The sequence below is a fragment of the Chryseobacterium sp. CCNWLW53 genome, from assembly GCF_037083525.1.
In the GTDB taxonomy this organism is placed as follows: Bacteria; Bacteroidota; Bacteroidia; order Flavobacteriales; family Weeksellaceae; genus Chryseobacterium; species Chryseobacterium lathyri.
In genome coordinates, this window is sequence record NZ_JBAOJR010000004.1 from 237,778 (window position 1) to 259,206 (window position 21,429).

Annotated in this window: 18 protein-coding genes; 2 read left to right on the forward strand and 16 right to left on the reverse strand. The window is 37.4% G+C overall.

All coding sequences use genetic code 11. The annotated features are described in order from the left end of the window. Positions 1-118 precede the first annotated feature (118 nt). Entirely contained in the window at positions 119-1,177 is a 1,059-nt protein-coding gene (locus V6R96_RS14295; RefSeq protein WP_111953152.1) for a 3-oxoacyl-ACP synthase III family protein, read from the reverse strand. Between the two features lie 240 nt (positions 1,178-1,417). On the opposite strand from V6R96_RS14295, the gene V6R96_RS14300 reads away from it, so the two are divergent. Beyond that, complete coding sequence (locus tag V6R96_RS14300; protein ID WP_336379386.1) at positions 1,418-4,762, forward strand: SNF2-related protein; 3,345 nt, start codon at positions 1,418-1,420, stop codon at positions 4,760-4,762. A 111-nt stretch (positions 4,763-4,873) separates the two neighbouring features. On the opposite strand, the gene V6R96_RS14305 is transcribed toward V6R96_RS14300, so the two are convergent. The 5 genes from V6R96_RS14305 to V6R96_RS14325 all read right to left on the reverse strand — a co-directional run bounded on the left by V6R96_RS14305 (position 4,874) and on the right by V6R96_RS14325 (position 8,954). Continuing rightward, positions 4,874-6,172: a GEVED domain-containing protein gene (locus V6R96_RS14305; protein WP_336379385.1), complete on the reverse strand. Its 1,299-nt coding sequence runs from the start codon at positions 6,170-6,172 to the stop codon at positions 4,874-4,876. Between the two features lie 199 nt (positions 6,173-6,371). Further along, positions 6,372-6,887, reverse strand: a complete 516-nt coding sequence (locus V6R96_RS14310; RefSeq protein WP_336379384.1) for an endonuclease V — start codon at positions 6,885-6,887, stop codon at positions 6,372-6,374. Then, the gene (locus V6R96_RS14315) at positions 6,887-7,249 is read right to left on the reverse strand and encodes a VOC family protein (RefSeq protein ID WP_336379383.1); all 363 of its coding nucleotides are present in this window, start codon (positions 7,247-7,249) and stop codon (positions 6,887-6,889) included. Before V6R96_RS14315 ends, V6R96_RS14310 begins: the two co-directional genes overlap by 1 nt. Next, positions 7,246-7,695, reverse strand: a complete 450-nt coding sequence (locus tag V6R96_RS14320; protein WP_223559640.1) for a GNAT family N-acetyltransferase — start codon at positions 7,693-7,695, stop codon at positions 7,246-7,248. Before V6R96_RS14320 ends, V6R96_RS14315 begins: the two co-directional genes overlap by 4 nt. A 206-nt stretch (positions 7,696-7,901) precedes the next feature. Beyond that, on the reverse strand, positions 7,902-8,954 hold the full coding sequence (locus V6R96_RS14325) for a M28 family metallopeptidase (protein WP_336379382.1): 1,053 nt from the start codon (positions 8,952-8,954) through the stop codon (positions 7,902-7,904). Positions 8,955-9,042: 88 nt separating this feature from the next. Between V6R96_RS14325 and V6R96_RS14330 the strand changes: the two genes are divergently transcribed. Continuing rightward, a complete protein-coding gene (locus V6R96_RS14330; protein ID WP_336379381.1) occupies positions 9,043-10,182 on the forward strand; it encodes an aminotransferase class I/II-fold pyridoxal phosphate-dependent enzyme in 1,140 nt (379 codons plus the stop codon). Between the two features lie 126 nt (positions 10,183-10,308). Here V6R96_RS14330 and V6R96_RS14335 read toward each other — a convergent pair whose 3' ends face one another. From V6R96_RS14335 to V6R96_RS14380, 10 genes are all read right to left on the reverse strand, one after another. Then, on the reverse strand, positions 10,309-13,044 hold the full coding sequence (locus V6R96_RS14335) for a sodium-translocating pyrophosphatase (protein WP_336379380.1): 2,736 nt from the start codon (positions 13,042-13,044) through the stop codon (positions 10,309-10,311). A 243-nt stretch (positions 13,045-13,287) separates the two neighbouring features. Next, positions 13,288-13,899 (reverse strand): inorganic pyrophosphatase, encoded by a 612-nt coding sequence (locus tag V6R96_RS14340; protein WP_111953138.1) that lies wholly within the window; start codon positions 13,897-13,899, stop codon positions 13,288-13,290. A gap of 16 nt (positions 13,900-13,915) precedes the next feature. Next, entirely contained in the window at positions 13,916-14,428 is a 513-nt protein-coding gene (locus V6R96_RS14345; protein WP_336379379.1) for a hypothetical protein, read from the reverse strand. 24 nt (positions 14,429-14,452) lie between these two features. Continuing rightward, positions 14,453-15,616: a hypothetical protein gene (locus tag V6R96_RS14350; protein WP_336379378.1), complete on the reverse strand. Its 1,164-nt coding sequence runs from the start codon at positions 15,614-15,616 to the stop codon at positions 14,453-14,455. Positions 15,617-15,700: 84 nt separating this feature from the next. Then, entirely contained in the window at positions 15,701-16,633 is a 933-nt protein-coding gene (locus tag V6R96_RS14355) for a phytanoyl-CoA dioxygenase family protein (protein ID WP_111953132.1), read from the reverse strand. Between the two features lie 92 nt (positions 16,634-16,725). Next, positions 16,726-17,637: a hypothetical protein gene (locus V6R96_RS14360; protein WP_336379377.1), complete on the reverse strand. Its 912-nt coding sequence runs from the start codon at positions 17,635-17,637 to the stop codon at positions 16,726-16,728. Beyond that, a complete protein-coding gene (gene radC / locus V6R96_RS14365; protein ID WP_111953128.1) occupies positions 17,634-18,311 on the reverse strand; it encodes a DNA repair protein RadC in 678 nt (225 codons plus the stop codon). The genes V6R96_RS14360 and radC overlap by 4 nt, the downstream gene beginning before the upstream one ends. 34 nt (positions 18,312-18,345) lie before the next feature. Further along, positions 18,346-18,924 carry a murein L,D-transpeptidase catalytic domain-containing protein gene (locus tag V6R96_RS14370; protein ID WP_336379376.1) on the reverse strand — a complete coding sequence of 193 codons (579 nt, stop codon included), beginning with the start codon at positions 18,922-18,924 and terminating at the stop codon, positions 18,346-18,348. A gap of 16 nt (positions 18,925-18,940) precedes the next feature. Then, positions 18,941-19,609 carry an ABC transporter ATP-binding protein gene (locus V6R96_RS14375; RefSeq protein WP_111953124.1) on the reverse strand — a complete coding sequence of 223 codons (669 nt, stop codon included), beginning with the start codon at positions 19,607-19,609 and terminating at the stop codon, positions 18,941-18,943. A 139-nt stretch (positions 19,610-19,748) separates the two neighbouring features. Beyond that, positions 19,749-21,362, reverse strand: a complete 1,614-nt coding sequence (locus V6R96_RS14380) for a 2-oxo acid dehydrogenase subunit E2 (protein ID WP_223559648.1) — start codon at positions 21,360-21,362, stop codon at positions 19,749-19,751. Between the last annotated feature and the right edge of the window lie 67 nt (positions 21,363-21,429).

The window sequence follows — 21,429 nt, forward strand, 5'->3', positions numbered from 1 at the left end:
AAATAGTTTTTTGAAGGAATTATCTCAAAATAGAAAGGCCCGGATTTAAAATCCGGGCCTTGTTTATTAAAAAGAGAAATGCAGTATAAGCTGTGAATTCTCTTCAGATTATCTTATCTTAAAATTTATAGACAAATGAATTGATATTCATCCCTGCTCCTACAGAAGCAAATAAAACCACATGTCCTTCTTTTATTTCATGGGAAGGAAGTTCTCCATTCAGGATCATCGTAAGCAACGTTGGAATGGTAGCCACACTGCTGTTCCCTAATTTATCGATTACCATCGGCATGATATTCTCAGGCATTGTCAAATCATAAAGCTGATAAAAACGTTTTACAATCGCCTCATCCATTTTCTCATTAGCCTGATGAATGATAATTTTATCTAGCTGATCTATAGAATATCCGCTTGCATCCAGACACTTCTTCATAGCATCCGCCACATTTACAAGAGCAAATTCATAAATTTTTCTGCCTTCCATTTTGATATATTTCGTATCAGGACAGCTTTCATTGTTGTATGACTTACCAAAGAAAAGGTAATCTTTTTCGTTCAGGGTATAAGAAGCCGATAAATGGGACTGTATTCCTTTACCATCTTCACTTATTTCCATGATAACCGCTCCTGCACCATCCGCATAGATCATACTGTCCCTGTCGTGAATATCAACGACTCTGGAAAGTGTTTCTGCACCAATAACCAGGCAGCGTTTTGCAATACCCGATTTGATGAAGGCATTAGCCTGTATCACACCTTCTATCCAGCCCGGACATCCGAACAGAACATCATAGGCTACACAGAAATTATTTTTGATCTTTAGAAGATGTTTTACTCTTGAAGCCAGACTTGGCACACTATCCGACTGAACGGTGCCAAAGCGGACATCACCAAAATTATGGGCAAATATGATGTAATCCAGGGTCTCCGGATCTATTTTTGAATTTTCTATTGCTCTCTGTGCTGCAATCAGCCCCAGATCTGAAGTCACCTGATCCTCAGATGCGTATCTTCTTTCTTCTATGCCGGTAATTTCCTTGAGCTTTCTGGCAATAATATCATTCGCTTCCTTTAATGACTCCCCGTTTTTATTAATAAAATGATGCTTGTCAAAAAATAAATTTGTAATTGTTTCCGGCGGAATATAATTGCCGACTCCTATAATCTTGCTTGTCATTAAAAAAAAATTATAATCTTCTTAAATTCATTTTGGTTTTTTCATGAATTTAAATATTGTACAATATTAACGATAAAATATCTATTAATCGTATGATAAAATAGAATTGAATATTTATATTGGTATTCAGAGCATAAAATGAAACATTACCATCCCTCAGATCGCTTTCTATCATTAGATTTTCACTTCATTCTCAATCCCTTAGATTGTTGTTTTCATTTTTTGTAAATTCGCATGCTTATGGCAGCCTATATTCTTGAAAATACAAGCATCAATATACTTTCCGTTTATGATCTCCTGAAACATACTTCAGGCAGCGCATTCCTGGAGATCAGAGATTTTCATAATATCTATCCTACTGCCATCGAAAACAATATAGGCGTTTTTACTAAAAGATCCCCGTTAAAAGATTTCCCGGAGGTTTCCGTCGGCCAGATTGGCAGCTCTATAATAAGTACATGTACCTGCCATACCCCTAAAGACAAACTTTGTGAGCATCAGGCAGAAATCATCCACTGTATCATAGAGGAGAAAAAATTCAGGACTTTTTTTGATCCTTTTCTTCGTAAGAAACTGTTTATTGCTAAAGCTAAAAGTTACGGCTTAGAAAATGAACCGGAGCTTGATATCTATTTTGAGCTTGAATATGTTAATGACAAAATCGAAGTAAAGCCTAAGATCAGGGAAATGTTACCTATAGATGAGGATATTTTTAAACAGCAGCTTCTTCCTCAACGTTCTTCAGTAATCAATCAATTAGCATTACAGGACAGTGGGAAGAGAAAAATACTGGTCATCGGAAGGCACCGTTATTACAGCCACCTGAATTTTTCACTCATGGAAGCTGAAACTACCCAGGCAGGAAAACTCAAAAATCCTGTCCATCCTGTTGATGCCATGCAGCTTATCTGGAAAGCTGAAGAGCCACAGCATATTAAATTCTACACTGCTGTTTCAGCGTTTCAGAATAATTATAATGAGGATTACAATACTGCAGAGCTGGAAGCTCTAAAACTTATCGTACAGAATCCGCTTGGGCTGGAAACTTATTATCATGACCGTGAGCTGTCCGAGACCGTTTCATCAAAATCTCTTGTCCCTGTACATCTTGAGGTTTTGCAGGCAGAAATACAGCTTAGCGTATTCAAAAAGGAGCCTTTTTATGAGGTAACCGGAGCGTTAGAATTCAATGATGCATCCATTCCTTTTAAAAATATAATGATCAGGAATGAATATTTTGTCTACAGCCGGAATACTTTCAGTTTTGTAGATGATCCGGATATGCTGAGGGTAATTAAATTTTTTAAAACCAATAATGAGATCCTGCTTGTTCATTCCTCGAAATATGAAGGATTCATGAAAAATATTCTTTCTTCACTGGAAGAACGTATTCATATCAATTATAGTTATATACAGCCTGCAACACCAGTACAGCTTGAAGAAGAAAACCACAGTAACGAATGGGTCATTTATCTTCGCCAGCAAGGAAATTACATTGCTTTGACTCCGGTCATGAAATATGGACAGGCAGAAGTTGCCGTCTATTCCAAGAAACAGCTTTTCGGAACGGATCAGAATGGAAATGTATTTAAAATTGATAGAAATGACGCAGAAGAAGCCCGTTTTACCTATCTCATTATGAAGCAGCACCCCGACTTCGAAGCACAGATGGACGGCTATGATTATTTTTATCTGCATAAAGATAAGTTCCTGGATCAGGACTGGTTTCTTGGTGCTTTTGAAGTATGGAGACGTGAAGGTGTTGTCATTCTTGGATTCAATGAGCTTAAAAATACTAAACTCAATTCTTACAAAGCAAAAGTCAATATTCAGATCACCAGTGGGCTGGATTGGTTCAATGCTAAATTAAAGGTAAGCTTCGGACAGAAGGATGCCACACTGAAACAGCTTCATCGCGCTATACGCAACAGAAGTAAATTTGTACAGCTGGACGACGGGACGCTCGGGGTTCTCCCGGAAGAATGGATCAACAGGATGAATGAATTTTTCCGGATCGGGGAAATTGATGCTGAGGAACTTAAAATTCCAAAGATCAATTTTACGGAAGTGTCTTCACTGTTTGAAAAGGATATTTTGAGCAGCGAGGTACAGGAAGAGCTTTCTTCTTATTCACTTCAGTTCTCATCCGTTAAAGATATTCCCCAAATCGATATTCCTTCAGGATTGAAAGCTGTTTTGAGGGATTATCAGCATGACGGACTGAACTGGCTGAGCTTTTTGGACAGCTTTAATTTCGGAGGATGTCTTGCGGATGATATGGGTCTTGGAAAAACACTTCAGGTGATCGCGTTTATTCTTTCTCAACGTAAAAAACGAGGCCATGTTACCCATCTTGTCGTAGTTCCTACTTCCTTGCTCTTCAACTGGCAGGAAGAGATTAACAGGTTCGCTCCTTCAATAAATGTAATGACTCATTATGGAGCCGAAAGACTGAAAACTGCAGAACATTTTTCTGAATATGAGGTAGTACTTACCAGCTATGGAATGTTACTTTCGGATATCCGTTTTCTGAAAGACTTCCGTTTTAACTGTGTTTTCCTTGATGAATCACAGACAATTAAAAATCCTAATTCAGAAAGATATAAAGCAGCCCGCTTGTTGAATTCAAGAAACAGGTTTGTTCTTACAGGGACTCCTATTGAAAACAACACTTTCGATCTTTACAGTCAGCTTTCTTTTGCCTGTCCGGGACTTTTGGGAAGCAAGCAGTATTTTAAAGACATTTATGCCGTTCCCATTGATAAATTTGAATATGGTAAGCGTGCCCAGGAGCTTCAACAGAAAATCAAGCCTTTTATTCTCCGCAGGACAAAAAAGCAGGTTGCCAAAGAGCTTCCTGAAAAGACGGAAATGGTAATCTACTGCGAAATGGATACTGAACAGCGTAAAATCTATGATGCTTATGAAAAGGAACTCCGTGAATTTATTGCCGCCAATGATGACGATGATCTGAATAAAAACAGCATGCATGTTCTGACCGGACTTACCAGGCTCAGACAGATCTGTAATTCTCCTGTACTATTAAAAGAAGGATATTCCGGCGATCATGCCGTGAAAATAGAAATACTGATGGAACAGATCCAAAGTAAGTCGAAAGATCATAAAATCCTTGTATTCTCACAATTTGTAGAGATGCTGGACTTGCTTAAAGCTGAACTTGAACGTAAAAAGATTCCTTTTGAATATCTTACGGGACAAACCAAAAACAGAGGCAAGACCGTTAATAATTTCCAGGAGAATGAAGAGATCCGGGTATTCCTGATCAGTTTAAAAGCGGGCGGCGTAGGCCTGAACCTTACTCAGGCAGATTATATTTACCTCGTAGATCCGTGGTGGAATCCTGCAGCGGAAAACCAGGCGATCGACCGTAGTTATAGAATCGGTCAGACTAAAAATGTGATTGCAGTCCGGCTGATCTGTTCAAATACTGTGGAAGAGAAGATTTTAAGTCTTCAGAAAAAGAAAAATGAGCTGGCCCAAAATCTGCTTCAGACTGACGGAACAGGCATTCAGAAGCTGTCGAAGCATGATTTATTAGAAATACTGGAATCAAAATCATTGTAAAACCTTTCAACACAATATTCAGTTATACCTGACTAAAAAGAAAACCGACAGATAGAATCTGCCGGTTAAAAAAAACAAAAATTGATATGGATATGATTAGATAAAGTGTTCTTATTTTTTAATGATCTTTTTGGTGATGCTTTTTTTATCTTTAGTGTAGATCCTGATCAGATAAGTCCCGGGAGTAAAGCCATTCATATTAACAACACCGGATATTCCTTCCAAAAGTTTCTGTCCAGATACGCTATAAACTTCATATTTTTCAAGTCCGCCTTCTGTTTGTACCGTTACGGAACCTGATGTAGGATTTGGGTATATTTTTGCAGATGATTTTTTTGTTACCTCCGATGTAGCCAGATTGGATGCCAGCACATTTAAAGTATAATCTTCAACCTGTCCAATGAACCACCCTGCTGGACATGGCAGATTTTCCAAGGTTCCCATCCATGAATTAGATTCATAAGCTTTAACAATTCTGAACCGGGTTGATCCCAGCATTGCATCAGCAGGAATGCTGATTGTTCCAGACGTTACTCCAGACTGTCTGCCGGGAATAGGATCAGAATTATCCAGATAGCCTAAATTAAACGCTTCGTTCGGATCAAAAGTATTATTGTGATTAAGATCGATATAGGCATACACTGAGACGGTTGTCTGTCCCTGAGTTCCTCCAGTGACGGTTATTGGATAAGAATTACCTCTGTTCACACTGAAAACTGTAGATGTAAAGTTCTCAACTGCGTCTGAAGTTCCGTCTATATGACTTTCGTTGGAAATTCCTGTAAATTCTATCTTTGTAATTTCACTAACAGTCAGGGTTGTGACATTTTCAGCTCCGCAGTAGGGCCATGGGAAAACCATATTATTTCCTGCAATATTTACAGTGTAATCTTCGGTTTGTCCCGCTCTTAAGCTGGTATCACAAGCTGTAGTGATCGAATTCGGTGCGTTGGGATCAGAATAAGCAGCTGTATTGGTATTTTTCAGTACTCTCATTCTTGTGGCACCGGATGCTGCATTCGCGGGAACTGTAATGGTACCGTTAATCGTAAAGGCATTAAAAGGATTCGCTGCTGCCAGTCTGCCTATATAAAAATTTTCTCCCGCATCATCAAAATTACCGTTCTTGTTAAAATCAATAAAAACCACAACGTCACTTGGAAAAGTACCGGAGGGCCCTTTTATAGAAATCTGATAACTGTTTCCGGCCTGAAGATCTACAGACAGTGAGGTAAAATCCTCATAAGGCTGCGCATTCCCTGATTGTGAAGTTGAGGTATTATTGATATTTCCAAAACTTACATTGGTGATCATATTGCTATCTGTGCCATATTGAAATGCAGGAGTACAGTATTGTGCATTCATCATCATATAGAATACCACAGCAGAAAAAGTAGATAATTTCTTCATTTATTCTTTTATTTTGTTGAGACAAATTTATATTTATTTAGAATCAATAAAAATAAGAATCGAATGATATTTATCACTTTTAAAAGAATAATTAAAAATAAAGGAAGATATTTAAAATAAAGCTGCTGAAAACTAACAGTATATACATTTATTATACATGCAGAAATATCTGTAGAATCTAAGTGTGTAAGCAAAAATATTAAGCTCTGGAAAGCTGATCGAGCTTTTTCAACAGTGCTGGTATCCGGTAAGCTCCGGACATCTGCTCTACTTTAGGCAATAGTTCATCTACATCCGCACCTTTTGCGGTAAGAAATAACGGAGTTTTGCTTTCTCCTCTTAAAACACTTCTTCTTTGGGAATCCGGAGAAGCAAACTCGTTCTTTGCAATTCCAATGATTGCATATTTTCGGTCTAAGGCTTCATAGAGGTATCCTCCAAGACCTATTTTACCATCATTATCAAGGGTAACATAGCCATCTACGATAATAATGTCTCCTTCTTTTAAGGATATTTTCTTTAATAGGCTCAAAATGCAGGGCAGTTCCCGCTTGTAGAAAGCACCACTTTCATATCCGGAAGAGACTTCTGTTTTTTCAGTATAAATATCAGACTCATTTTCTGAGGTCCAGTCTTCAAATGCGATACACACAGTGTTTGCATGGTCCTCATAATAATAGGTATCAAAAGCGTAAATCATATTTCCTTCTATCATTAAAAAAACTCTCCGAAATGCCACAAAATCCCGGACGGATCATGTACAAAGCATTCTTTTCCCCAGTCCATTGTTCTTACGGGGGTAAGCTTTACTTTTTCATATTTCTCAGTAAGACGCAAAGTCTGAAGTTCCTTCCAGAATTCATCCGTATTCTCGACTTCCATAAAGACCATGGTATTGTCTATCCAGTCTTTAGCATAGTAATCCTGAAGATAGAATCCGGTTTCCTGCCTTTTAAACAAAGATAATTTAGGTTCAAGAATTATTTCCTCAAATCCAAGATCTCTGTAGAAGCTTCTGCTTATTTCAAAATTTTCAGCCCCGATAAATGGCCTGATGGATTTTACATGCTGTCTCATTGTTTTCTGTTTTTCCAGTTATTATAAGTCATTTCAAATTTGATTTCTCCTTTTCCATGCATACCTCTCTCCTGCCATCCGGACTTCCTGTAAAATGCTTCCGCTCTTGTTCCCGGTGCAGTTCCCAGCCATACATCTTCTTTGGTTTGTTCAAAATACCAGTCAAGCATAACATCATGAAGCTTCCTTCCAATTCCGAGATTCTCAAAATCAGGATGTATAAAAAGTGCCCAGATATTATTTTCCTTCAGATCTACAATAGAAAAACCAATAATCCGGGATTCTATCTCACCTACCCAGCCTTTTCCTCTTTCAAACAGAAATTCTTCACAGTCTGCGTCAGTTACCAAGGCGGGATCAGAAAGCATATTCTCTTTTACTGAGTTCCGGACGATCTGGATCTGTGGAATGTCTTCAGTCCTGGCTTCGCGAATTGCTGTTTTCATTTGGTTATTCTTATGTTGGTTAGCTATTTTTATAAAATTGAAGTTGGTCAATGCAAAGGCACAATTTTATGTGCCTGATGCTTTATTAGGAATCTCCGATAAAATGTACCTTACTAAAAAACACAAACCATTGGTTTATTAAACTTTAAACATTATTAATTAAAGCAATTTTTATTTTGTGTTTTGTGATGATTCAATAAAATATTTTATTTTTTATCTACTACAATTCTTTCTGCTCTGTTGGCAATTTCCCAGGCAGTGGCAAAAACCAGCTGGGCTCTTTTTTCCAGCAATGGATAATCAATTTTCTCAGGATCATCGGTTGGTTTATGATAATCTTCATGAATACCGTCAAAGAAAAAGGCTACCGGAACATTGTTTTTAGCGAAATTATAATGGTCTGAACGGTAATATAGCTGTTCCGGATCCGCAGGATCATCGTATTTATAGTTTAATTCCAGATTATTCGTTTTTTTGTTGGCAGCTTCATTGATGACTTTAAGCTGAGAGCTCAGCATTTCAGAACCTATCACATATACATATTGTTTTCCTCGGTTTGCGGCATCATCACGTCCAATCATATCAATATTGAGGTCAACAACAGTATTGGCAAGCGGAAATACGGGATTGCTGGTATAGTACTCAGATCCGAACAGGCCATGCTCTTCTCCTGTTACATGAAGGAATAGAATTGATCTTTTTGGCGCGTTTCCAGCCTTTTTAGCTTCCTGGAATGCTTTCGCGATCTGCATAACGGCTACAGTTCCGCTTCCGTCATCATCAGCTCCGTTGTAAACAACTCCGTTTTTGGTTCCGACATGGTCGTAATGTGCAGAAATCACTATTATTTCTTCCGGTTTCTCACTTCCTTCAATGAAAGCAAGGATATTTTCAGAATCCGGAAGGTTTCCGCCTCCTCTTTTCTTCATAAATTCTGCAGGAACCTTTTGATAATAGGAACCTAACGCCTTTGGAGGAGTAATTCCTAAGCCTTTATAATAATCAACCATATACTCACCCGCTTTTTTCTGTCCAGGACTTCCGGTATCTCTTCCTGCCATTTCATCGGAAGCGATCACATATAAGTTTTTCTTTAGTTCATCAGATTTAATGGTCTTATATGCAGCAAGAAAGGCTTTATCCCCTTTTGCTACAGACACGGATTGAGTGGATTGGGCCGAAGCACCTTCAGAAGTTTTCGCCGTTCCGCAGCTCACCATAACAGCCAGCCCTAACAACGGGATAAGTATTTTTTTCATACAATAATAATTTGCTTAAAAATAACAAATTTTATTTAACCTTCAACGGATGCCTATTTTTCTTATATTTGATATAAATGCAATATAGATGGAAAAAATTTACGGATTTACACACTATTCCTTTTTCACGGAAATGTCTGAGCTGGCTACAAAACATAATAGTTTTGATCTGTCTTTAGGACTTCCCGACTTTGATATTGATGAGCGATTAAAATCATTTTTAAAGGAGGCTGTAGATTGTAATAAACATCAGTATGAGCCACTTGCAGGAAATCCGATGCTCATTAACAATATCATTACTTATAACACAGCACGTAAAAACAGCATCAGACTTAAAGAAAATGAGGTGACTGTTGTTCCCTGTGCAACTTTTGCTTTAAATACAGCCCTTAAATCTATTCTAAATCAAGGAGATGAAGTTATCATTATTCAGCCTTCCTATTATACTTACGCACCTGCAGTTGTTCAAAATGGCGGTATTCCTGTTTATTATGACCTTGATAATGATTTTACCATAAACTGGGAAAATTTTCAAAAATGCATTTCCGGAAAAACAAAAGCCATTATTGTTAATTCGCCACAAAATCCAACGGGAACAATCTGGAAGCAGAATGACTGGAACCAGCTTTATGAACTGATAAGGCATCAGGAAATTTACCTTATCTCGGAAGAAATTTACGATACCTATTGCTACGACGGGCTTGAACATTACAGTTCTTTTCTTCATCCTGAGCTGAGAAACAGGACCTTCTGTATCTTCTCTTTTGGAAAAATGTTTCATACTTCCGGTTGGAAGGTGAGCTATTTACTTGCCTCAGAATACCTTACCTCAAAATTCAGATGTCATCAGCAATATATTTCCTATAGTGCGAATGCTCCTGCCCAATATGCTCTTGCTAAATATCTGGAAGTATTCGATTCCAGTGAAAACAAAAATATAATGCAGCGAAAAAGAGATATTTTTAATGAAATGATTGCATTTACACCTTTGGAAGCTATCAAAAAGGCTGAAGGAAGCGTCTTTCAGATCGTTAATTTCAGGAATGTTTCTAAAACTATGACAGATGTAGAATTTTCAAAATGGTTGACGGTAAAGAAAGGAACAGCATGTCTTCCACTTTCTGCTTTCTATAATTCGCGGCAGAACTCCGATTATGTGCGGTTCAGTTTTGCTAAAAAGGATGAATTGATCATCCAGGCTTTGGAACACCTGCAGAAAAACCTTTAATATTTGAAACCTGTCATTACAAAGAATCATAGTTTATGCATAAAGAAGATTATTAACTAAAAAATCTTCATATCAATGAAAAAGCACCGCTTGAGACGGTGCTTTAAAATATTTGATCATTCGATCTTAGAGACTTAAAACTCTTACATCAATTCTTCTGTTTTTTGCTTTACACTCATCCGTGTCATTCGCTTCACAAACCGGATGCTGAGAGCCATAGCCTTCTGCTTCTACCCTGTCTGATGAAATTCCCAGCTCCAAAAGCTTCAGTTTTGCAGTCTGAGCTCTCAGATTCGATAATTTCTGATTGCTTTCTTCATTGCCGGTATTATCTGTATACCCTCCCAATTTAATTTTCACGTCAGGATAGGCATTTAAGATTTCAGCAAGGTTATTAAGCTGAGCATCTGATCCGGCTTTCAGATCACTGGAACCGGTTTCGAAATAAAGGTTTTCCAGAGTATACCAGTTATTAGGATCTATGATAGTCTGATCTTTTTGATTTACCGAATTGTATAGCTGGAATAGTCTGCTTCCTTCTCCTAAAGCGATTGTTTTTCCGCCTTTCAATTTTATTTCCTGAATGTTTCCTGTCTCATAAACAAAATCCCCGTTTTCATTAAGATGTCCTTTGATTTCTTTTGGAGAAGCGGGAACGGTTTGAAGATCTGTATGGGTTGCAGTTGAAGTCGCATTATAAGCTCTTGTCAGGCTTTCCAGTTTCGCTTTCCTGTTGGCTTCAATTTTATCTTTATGCAGTACTGCCAATGTTGGTGCAATAACTAATGAAACAATGGACATCAATTTGATCAGAATGTTCATTGATGGTCCTGAAGTATCTTTAAAAGGATCTCCCACAGTATCTCCGGTTACGGAAGCCTTATGAGGTTCTGAACCTTTATAATAGGTCTGACCATTGATATCAACGCCTTTTTCAAATGACTTTTTAGCATTATCCCAGGCACCACCTGCATTATTCTGGAACATCCCCATCAGAACACCGCTCACGGTAGCACCGGCTAAAAATCCTCCTAAAACTTCAGGTCCGAATATAAATCCGATCAGCAAAGGTGAAATAATGGCAATAGCCCCTGGAAGCATCATTTTTCTGATGGATGCATCTGTTGATATGGCTACACACTTCTCATATTCGGGCTGTGCTTTTCCTTCCAGAATCCCCGGAATTTCACGAAACTGTCTTCTTACTTCTTCTACCATGGCCATCGCAGCTTGTCCTACTGCAGTAATGGCAAGTGAAGAGAATATAAACGGTATCATTCCTCCCACAAATAAACCTGCCAGAACATCTGCTCTGTAGATATCAATTCCATCGATTCCGGCAATTCCTACAAAGGCAGCAAATAAAGCCAGCGCCGTTAATGCAGCGGAAGCAATTGCAAATCCCTTTCCTGTAGCTGCTGTGGTATTTCCTACAGCATCCAGGATGTCTGTCCTTTCACGGACTTCTTTTGGAAGTTCACTCATTTCAGCAATTCCTCCGGCATTATCAGCAATCGGTCCAAAAGCATCAATGGCGAGCTGCATGGCAGTAGTGGCCATCATTCCGGCTGCTGCAATTGCCACACCGTAAAGTCCTGCACATAAATAAGAACCGTAAATTCCTCCTGCCAATACAAGGATAGGAAGTAATGTTGATTCCATCCCTACTGCCAAACCACCGATAATATTTGTTGCATGACCTGTAGAGGATTGTCTTACAATACTTGAAACAGGCCTTTTGCCCATAGCTGTATAAAATTCCGTAATGATGCTCATTAAAGTGCCTACTACCAGACCTACCATTATAGCACCGAAAACACCCATCTTAGTGAACTCGTGTCCTCTGAGCGTCATTTTTTCGGGAAGAAGGTAAGTGACCAGAAAATAAGAAGAGATCGCTGTAATGACAATACTTCCCCAGTTACCCAAATTCAGAGCATTCTGTACGCTGGAAGTAGATGAGCCTTCATTATCATTGATTCTTACAAATAAAGTTCCTATCATGGAGAAAATGATTCCTGTCCCGGCAATAAGCATTGGAAGAAGGATAGGTGCAAAACCACCGAAGGCATCATCAGACATTGTTTCTCTACCCAAAACCATTGTCGCTAATACTGTTGCAACATAAGATCCGAAGAGGTCGGCTCCCATCCCAGCTACATCTCCTACATTATCACCTACGTTATCTGCAATAGTGGCTGGATTCCTTGGATCATCCTCAGGAATTCCCGCTTCCACTTTTCCGACAAGGTCAGCTCCAACATCTGCAGCTTTTGTATAGATACCACCACCTACTCTTGCAAAAAGAGCAATGGATTCTGCTCCAAGAGAAAATCCTGTAAGAATTTCAATGGTCTTTTCCATTTCATGGGAATCTACTGTTGCATCAGGAGCGAAAATCTGTTTAATGATCAGAAAAAGAGCACCCAACCCCAGAACTGCCAATCCGGCCACTCCCATTCCCATAACGGAACCTCCGGTAAAAGAAACTTTCAGAGCTTTGGAAAGTGATGTTCTTGCGGCTTCTGCTGTTCTTACATTGGCTTTTGTTGCGATTTTCATTCCGATAAACCCTGCCAATGCAGAAAATACAGCTCCCACGGCAAAAGCAACCCCAATACTCCAGTGGGAATTGGAATTACTGGATCCCATTACAGCAAGTAATATCGCAACCACCACTACAAAATAGGTTAAAATCTTGTACTCGGCCTTTAGAAAAGCCATTGCACCGTCAGCAATATGTCCGCTGATTATTTTCATTTTTTCATTCCCGGCATTCTGCTTACTTACCCAGTTACTCTGCAGGAAAGTATACAATAAGGCGACAACGCCGAAAACCGGAATTAAATAGAACAAATCCATAGTTTATTATTTTAATATTAATAAATAGTAATTAGTTTTATAAATATAACAAAAATTCTATGGTTTTATTAAGTCTGATTCTATAATATATTTTCTGAAAATTTGAAACGGCATAAAAAGGTGCTATTCCGGGAAAGCATTAATATATTTAAGTTTTTATCCTCTATCAAAAAAGATGCTTATTAAACAAATAAAGGCAGATGAAATTCATCTGCCTTTATTATGAGTTGGAAATGCTATTTTTTAGCCTCCGAATTTTTCTGCGTAATCTTTTTGAGAAGCTTTGATCACTTTTTTAGCATGCTCAGCTCCATATACCTCATGAATTCTACATTTTGCAGGCTCATCCGGTAAATTTTTATACGTTAAGAAGTAGTGCATTAATCTTTTCACTTCAGCTTCCGGAAGTTCAGAAATATCTCTGAAATGTCCAAAAGCGTGGTCACCAATCATTACAGCAACAATTTTGTCATCTGCTTCTCCTCCATCGATCATTTTGAATCCACCGATTGGAATAGCTTCCATTAATAACCCTCCTGAATGAATATTGTGAGAACTTAACACACAGATATCAAGCGGATCATGATCACCTTCCGTCACATCATCAGCGCCAGCTTCTACAGCTAATTTCATAACTTCATTATGGCAGTATGTTCTTGGAACAAATCCATATAAAGCGGGAATAATATTGGAAAATTTCTGAGGTCTGTCAACCTTCAAAAATCCTGTTTCTTTATCTACTTCATATTTAATAGTATCTGAAGGAACGATTTCCACAAATACGTTTACAACATTTGGCGCATCTTCTCCTGCAGAAACCCCATGCCATGGATGTGCTTTAAAATTTGGAATCATTATTTATTTGTTATTTTTAAGTTATAATTAAAATTTCTCTTCTAAGGTCTTCTATGGTAGCAGCAATATAGTCATCGCCTTCCATATAGTTCATAATGAAAATGGTTTTGAACTCTTCAAGATCTGCATTTCCATTCAGACCATCATATGTTTTATGAAGTAAATCGATCAAAGCATTTTTTGAGTCTACGATATTCTTCCATGAGCCTTTTGTAATATACAGCTGTTGTGAAGAATTGTACTCAAACTCCTCATTAATGGTTTTTTCTGTAAGGAAAATAAACTCGTGTACTGCCAGACCTTTATCAAATTTCTGGATGATATTCGACGGTTTTATTCTTTCTAAAAAGAGGGTCATTCTTTCATAGGAATGTGCTTTGTTTTCAGCGTTTGATTTCACGGAAAGAAGCTTGATCTCCTGATTTTTAAGGGTAATGTACGAGTGTACGAATTGTCTCAGCAAAACCAAAAAAGGAATTGCGATAATTAATGCAAAAGCATACGGTAGATATCCTGAAAAATTAGCCATAATTTTAGACCGCAAAATTACTAATTATTTTCCGGCTTCTAAAGAGTTTTTAAATATATCAGTCTTAGAATTCTGAATATAGATGAGAGACAGAACAATGATCAGATAAAAACCTATCATCATTCTGTTGGCCAGGCTTGGAAAAACCAGATATCTTACAAAAACTGCTGCATAAACAGCTCCGAAAAACAAGCATTGAGCCCAGCTTTTTTTGCTGTTCAAAGAAAATTTATTGGCCAGAATAATAACGATAAACAATAAAAGCAGTGGGAAATATGATCCGTTAAAGTCCAGCATCATTGTTTTTTTTATAAAATTCAGATAATCCGGAAAATAGAACGGATCAGGATTCGATATCGGATAAATCTGAACTTTTGTAAACTGATTCATAAATAAAACAGACCATGAAATCTGATTGAAATACTGGATCAGAAAAAAGGAAAGGAAGATATATCCGTAAGATAAAAATACTTGCGCTGTTTTAATCTGAAGGGTGTTTTTATAAAAATAAATCAGAATATAAAGAAGTGAATATAAAATAAAATATTCCGGTCTTGTTAAAACACAGAGCATCGCGAAAACTGTTGCTGCAAGATGATTTTTCTTAATTATAAAGGTATAAAAACTTAACAGAAGCATTAAACAGGCTAAACTGTCTGCCGAAGCATACCGGCTTGCCTCCAAAAGAGGTTTGAATAATGAAATAATGACCGTTATAATGAATGCTAAAGGGTAATTCTTTAAAATCCTGATCAGGAACCCAAATATTAAAGTAATGATAAAAACATAAGAAAATATTGAGGTTAAAGATATTGAGGTTAAAACATTAAAACCTAATTTATAAAACATCAGGTTCACAAAATTATAAAATGGTTTCACAGAGAACAGCTGAAGTTCTTCTTCATAAGCTTTGGGATTTTTTGACAGCGTATAATAATAAGTGTTTCCCCCTATTGCAATTTCTTCAGCTTTGGAAATTTCAGAAAGTTTAGGATTTATATTTTTTAATTCTGTATAAACTTTTTTATGAATATCTTCTATTTTAAGATCAGAATGTTCGGTTTTGTAAATAAGGCCCATGTAGGCTTCTAAATCTGCATTATAATACTGATGGGTATACAAATAGTAGGACATCAGGCATACATAGATCGAAAAAATAAAAACAAGAATATTTCCAGTTTTTTTCATCTGCGTTTGAGTTTATTCTGTTAAGGATGCAAAAGTAAAAAAACTATTCTTTCAGCTGCTATTATTCAGGTGTTTTTATAGTAATTACAATTCAAACAGTGCAGGTCTTTGCGTTACTTCATGATAACATACACTGTTTTCATCAAAAAAGTGATATACAAGGCTTTTCCTGGTTTTGTTTTTGTCTGTATGCGGTTCTCCACCGTGAAGGATATTGGCATGCCATATTAGCATATCCCCTTTTTTTGCTTTAAATATTTCTTTTTTCAGACCAAGTTCTCTGACTTTAGATTCCAAAAACTCTTCATAGGCACGGTAGCTTTTTTTACCGATTTTAAATGCACTACCTTCATTCTCATAATCAGAATTAAGGAAATAAGGAAGTTTATGACTTTTAGGAATATAATGTAGTGCACCATTGGTTTCATCCACATCCTCTAATGCAATCCATACTCCTAAAAGCCCGCCTAGAGGATAAGTCGTCATATGAATACTGTCAGAATGCGTTTTCTGCTGGCTGCCATTAATGAAGTTGATACTCTGGAAAAGCTTTGCCTTACCATCTAAAAGGACAGACAGAAAATCCAGCAGGTTCTTATCATTTCCAATATTTTTAATGATTTCAGAATGATGAATGGCAAACATCAGCTTTCCTCCGTAAATAAATTTCAGGGTGCCATTTTCCATCAGCTTTTCAATTTCATTATTGATCCTGTCTGCATCATCTGGACTAATGAAATTTCTTACAATCATATATCCGTTTTCATCATACTGAAGGGCACTTTGTTTATTTTCAGCATTGAGTTCTTTGAAAAACGTAGTGTCAACAAGTCTATTCTGGTCTATTCCTCTTTTTGAAGCCGGAAGATGGGCAAAATCAGTGCTGGAAATGCTGGAATAGTAGTTTTTTTTGAGGCCATACTTTTTATACAAGGGGATATTATGCTGTAATTTCTTCTTATTAAAAAAATTATAAATAATATAGGGCAGTTTATAATAACGGATCTGCTTTAGCATGGCTGGATTATTAGGATAAATACTTTATAAAGGTACGGAATAATATTTAATTAAAATCATTCTAAATAACGAAAATAGACATGATATTCATCTTAAGAAAGTTTACCTCTCATTAGAAAACGGGCAAAATCCCTGATCAATGTCTTTTTAGAATTTTCTATAACTGCGTAGTGTTTTAATTCCGGTCTGAAGCCTCTGAAAAACTCCTCAATACTCGGAAGGTTTCCTCCTTCAAAATCAAAAATAAAATTTTCAATATTCTCTTTGATTACGTGATCAATAAGCGTAGATGCCCCGGCCATTTTAATATATTTTTTATCATTAAAAGTTCCTAAAAGAGCAATGGTATCGTAATCCGAATAAATGGCGATCATATTAGTGATTTCGTGATGATAATAAAAGGCCAGAAATTTTAAATGCTTTGATGCATGAAATGTCTCAAGCGTTTTCAGTAGAGTGTCTGTATCATGTTCTTTATCCAGCCCTATCACATTGTTTTTTATGAAAGTTTCTGCTTCTTTGTACTGTATTTCCTTAAGCTCTGAATTTTCCGTCACTTCATCATCCAATCTCAGTTTTCTTTTTCTTTTGGGAGAATATTTAGCAAATACTTTAGCATATTCATTAGGATATAAAAGAAAATTCTTCTTTGTCTTTAGCTTTGAATCGAAACTATTGGTTTCATTAAAATGATAAGCTCTTATCAGGTAATTTTTCTGGAGAAAATACAAAAATTTTTCATTGATTTTCTTATCATCTTTTTCTGAAAAAACGCCAAGCTGTTGGCATATCAACGGATTATGCACAATCTTAATTCCTTTTTTGAGGATAAAAGGAACAGGCATTACAGCATTATAATCATTATGCACCAAAACATCCCATTGCTTATCCGTCGTCACATCTAAAAAGCTTTTTGATGCTGAATATTTCTTCTGTTCTGACTTTTCCAGACAGTCAGTATATTTTTTAAAATCAATCTCGTTATATTTCAGTCTTCTAATCATAATAATCCTTCATCTGAGAAACTAAAGTAGGCATCCTGCGTCACAATGATATGGTCTAAAAGCTGTATGCTTAATGTTTTCCCTGCCTCATTTATTTTTTTGGTAATGTTGATATCCTCTTTACTGGGTTTCAGGCTTCCCGACGGATGATTGTGTGCAATAATAATTCCTGTTGAAAAATGATCCAAGGCTGTTTTAAACAAAATTCTTACATCTACGATTGATTGGTTTATACCACCCTGTGTCAGTTGTGAGATATGAATTACCTTATTGCTTTGATTCAGGAATATTGCCCAGAATTCTTCAGTCCTTAAATCTGATAACTGGTTTTTAAGGATAAAATATGCATCATCACTATTGGATATCACAGCTTTCTCAGGTATTTCCTGAACAGTTCTTCTCTTTCCTATTTCTAATGCAGCAATGATGGAAACAGCTTTTACCTGCCCAATTCCTTTGAATTTCATAAGTTCTTTATTGGAAAGAAGGCTCAACTGGTGCCAGCTGTTGTTTACTGAAGCGAGGATTTTTCTTGCTAACTCCAATGCACTCTCGTCCTTACTTCCGCTACCCATAATGATCGCCAGAAGTTCAGAATCGGAAAGGGAATTCTTTCCTTTCAGCAAAAATTTTTCTCTGGGCCTATCGTCTTCGGCAAGAAATTTTATGGTCATTTGTGTGTTATAAAGTTATAAATAAGGAATCAATTTAATAAAATGCATACAATATCACCGGATATTTTGACTTGTCGAGATATTTTGCAGTCAGCACTAATGCATTGGCAGAGAGCATAGGACATCCTAAGCTTAAGCAGGCAGGTGTCGGAGATTCCTGATCCGGAATGCATCCGAAAGAATGCAGGACTATTGCCCTTTGCATCGCATTGCTGTTATCAGTATCCAGACCGTTTAGCCTGTAAGCTTTTCCAAATTTTCCGTTATAGCTGTTCAGGATTTCATACTTTCCCAGTGAAGACTGGTAGGATCCTTCTGTATTACTGAATTTCAGAACATCTGAATTCTTAATAACCGAACCTGAACCATGTGAAACAATTGCTTTCTGCAATATTTTATCGTTTTTCAGATCATAGACAAAGTAACGGTATTTCCCGGAATGAATCTTAAAATTGATAAAAACAGCAATATCCTGGTTATAGCTCTTCTCTTTCACAAAATTTTTAATTTCCAGGACCTTTGCTGCCGGAAGACTACCGGAAGCATTACTTTCCTGAGACTCAGCTTTGGAGCAGGAAATCATAAAAAGGAACAGGAAAATAAATCTTTTCATTGAGGTAAGATGATTTTTATTCGATGATCATTCCATCTTTCATAACCAGTTTACGGTCTGTGATCTCGGCAAGGTTTGGGTTGTGGGTTACAATAACAAAAGTCTGGTTGTATTTATCCCTAAGATCAAAAAATAACCTGTGAAGATCATCCGCATTTTTTGAGTCTAAGTTTCCTGTAGGCTCATCTGCAAAAATAATCTTGGGAGAATTAATCAGCGCTCTTGCTACGGCTACCCTTTGTGCCTCTCCACCCGATAATTGATTGGGCTTATGATGCAGTCTCTGTTCTATTTTAAGGTCTTCAAATAAGGCATATGCTTTATCTAAGGCCTCCTTTTCATTGGCACCTCCAATTTTTGTCGGAAGAAGCACATTTTCTAAAGCAGTAAATTCCGGAAGAAGCTGATGGAACTGAAAGACAAAACCGATATTCTGATTTCTGAATTTGGAAAGCTGCTTATCATTCATATTAATGAAAGATTCCCCTGCAATGCTGATTTCGGTGTTGTATTTATTGGAATTGCTGGGATGATCTAGCGTTCCCAAGATCTGAAGCAACGTAGACTTCCCCGCCCCAGATTCGCCTACAATAGAAACCACTTCACCTGTTTTAATGTGAATATCAACTCCTTTCAGTACTTCTAAATTTCCATAAAATTTATGGACATTACTCGCTTTAATCATGATTCAAAAATAGTGATTTCTCCAAACAAAAATATAATTAATTAAAATTTTTATAGAATGTACAACACAGATATTTTAATTAATTTAAACAAAAAAAACCTCTCAAAGCGAGAGGTTTTAATATGTACAATCTGAACTGTTACAGTAACAGGGTTAAAGGACTTTCCAGATATGTTTTTAAAGTCTGTAGGAACTGAGCTCCCGTAGCACCGTCTACCACTCTGTGGTCACATGCTAATGAAAGCTTCATGATATTTCCTACCACGATCTGACCGTCTTTAACGATCGGCTTTTCGATGATTGCTCCTACTGAAAGGATGGCAGAATTCGGCTGGTTAATGATACTTGTAAATGTTTCGATTCCGAACATACCCAGGTTGGAGATGGAGAATGTAGAACCTTCCATTTCATTGGCTTTAAGGCCTTTGCTTTTAGCTCTTGAAGCCATATCTTTTACTGCTGCAGAGATCTGAGTGTAGTTCATCTGGTCTGTATTTTTAAGTACAGGAACCACTAATCCGTCAGGAATAGCCACTGCTACCCCCACATTGATATTTCCTCTGTGGATGATCTTATCCCCTGCCCAGCTTGAGTTCACCTGAGGATGTTTTCTTAAAGCAACAGCAGTTGCCTTAATGATCATATCATTGAAAGAGATTTTCGTATCCGGTAAAGAATTGATTTCTTTTCTGGCCTCAATTGCTTTATCCATATTGATCTCCACCATCAGATAATAGTGAGGCGCTGAGAATTTACTTTCAGCAAGACGTTTTGCAATAATATTTCTTACCTGAGAGTTTGGAGTCTCCGTGTCTTCACCCTGAACAAAGCTTAGTGCAACCTGAGCCGCTGCAGGAGCAGAAGCTGCCGGTTGAGCCTGTGCCTGGGAAGGCTGATAGTTTTCAATATCTTTTTTAACAATTCTTCCGTTTTCTCCTGAACCGTGAACACTGTTGATGTCAACACCTTTATCCTGAGCCATTTTCTTAGCTAACGGGGAAATTGCTACCCTGTCTGAAGATGAAGAACTTGCTGCCGGAGCCGCTTTTTCTTCTGCTTTTGCTTCAGTTTTCTGTTCAGCCGGTTTTTCAGAGGCCTGAGCCGCTGCTTTTGGAGCACCTACAGCAGAAACATCTGTTCCTTCCGGACCGATGATCGCCAATACTGAATCTACCGGAGCAGCACCACCTTCTTCTACGCCCTGCTTCAATAATACCCCGTTGAATTCAGATTCAAAATCCTGAACCGCTTTATCTGTTTCGATCTCAGCAAGAAGATCTCCTTCTTTTACGGTATCGCCTACATTTTTATGCCATTTTGCCACTTTACCTTCCGTCATCGTATCGGAAAGTCTTGGCATTGTAATAATTTCTACACCTGCAGGAACTTCCGCAGTAGTCTGCTCAACACTTGTAGCGTTATTTTCTGTTTTGGATTCTTCTTCAGATTTCTTCTCTTCAGAAGCACCTGCAGCAGGAGCAGCAGCTCCGCCAGTCAGTCCTGAAATATCCTCACCTTCATTCCCAATAATCGCTAAAACAGAATCTACAGCAGCAGCAGCGCCTTCTTCTACCCCAATATATAAAAGAGTTCCTTCTATTTCAGATTCGAAATCCTGAACAGCTTTATCTGTTTCAATTTCGGCTAAAATATCTCCTTCTTTTACTTTATCTCCTACTTTTTTATGCCATTTCGCCACCTTACCTTCCGTCATAGTATCAGAAAGGCGGGGCATCGTAATTACTTCTGCCATAATTTATTGTATTATTTTTTTAATATGGTGATTAATAATAGAAAACAATGCTTTTCGCATCATCTAT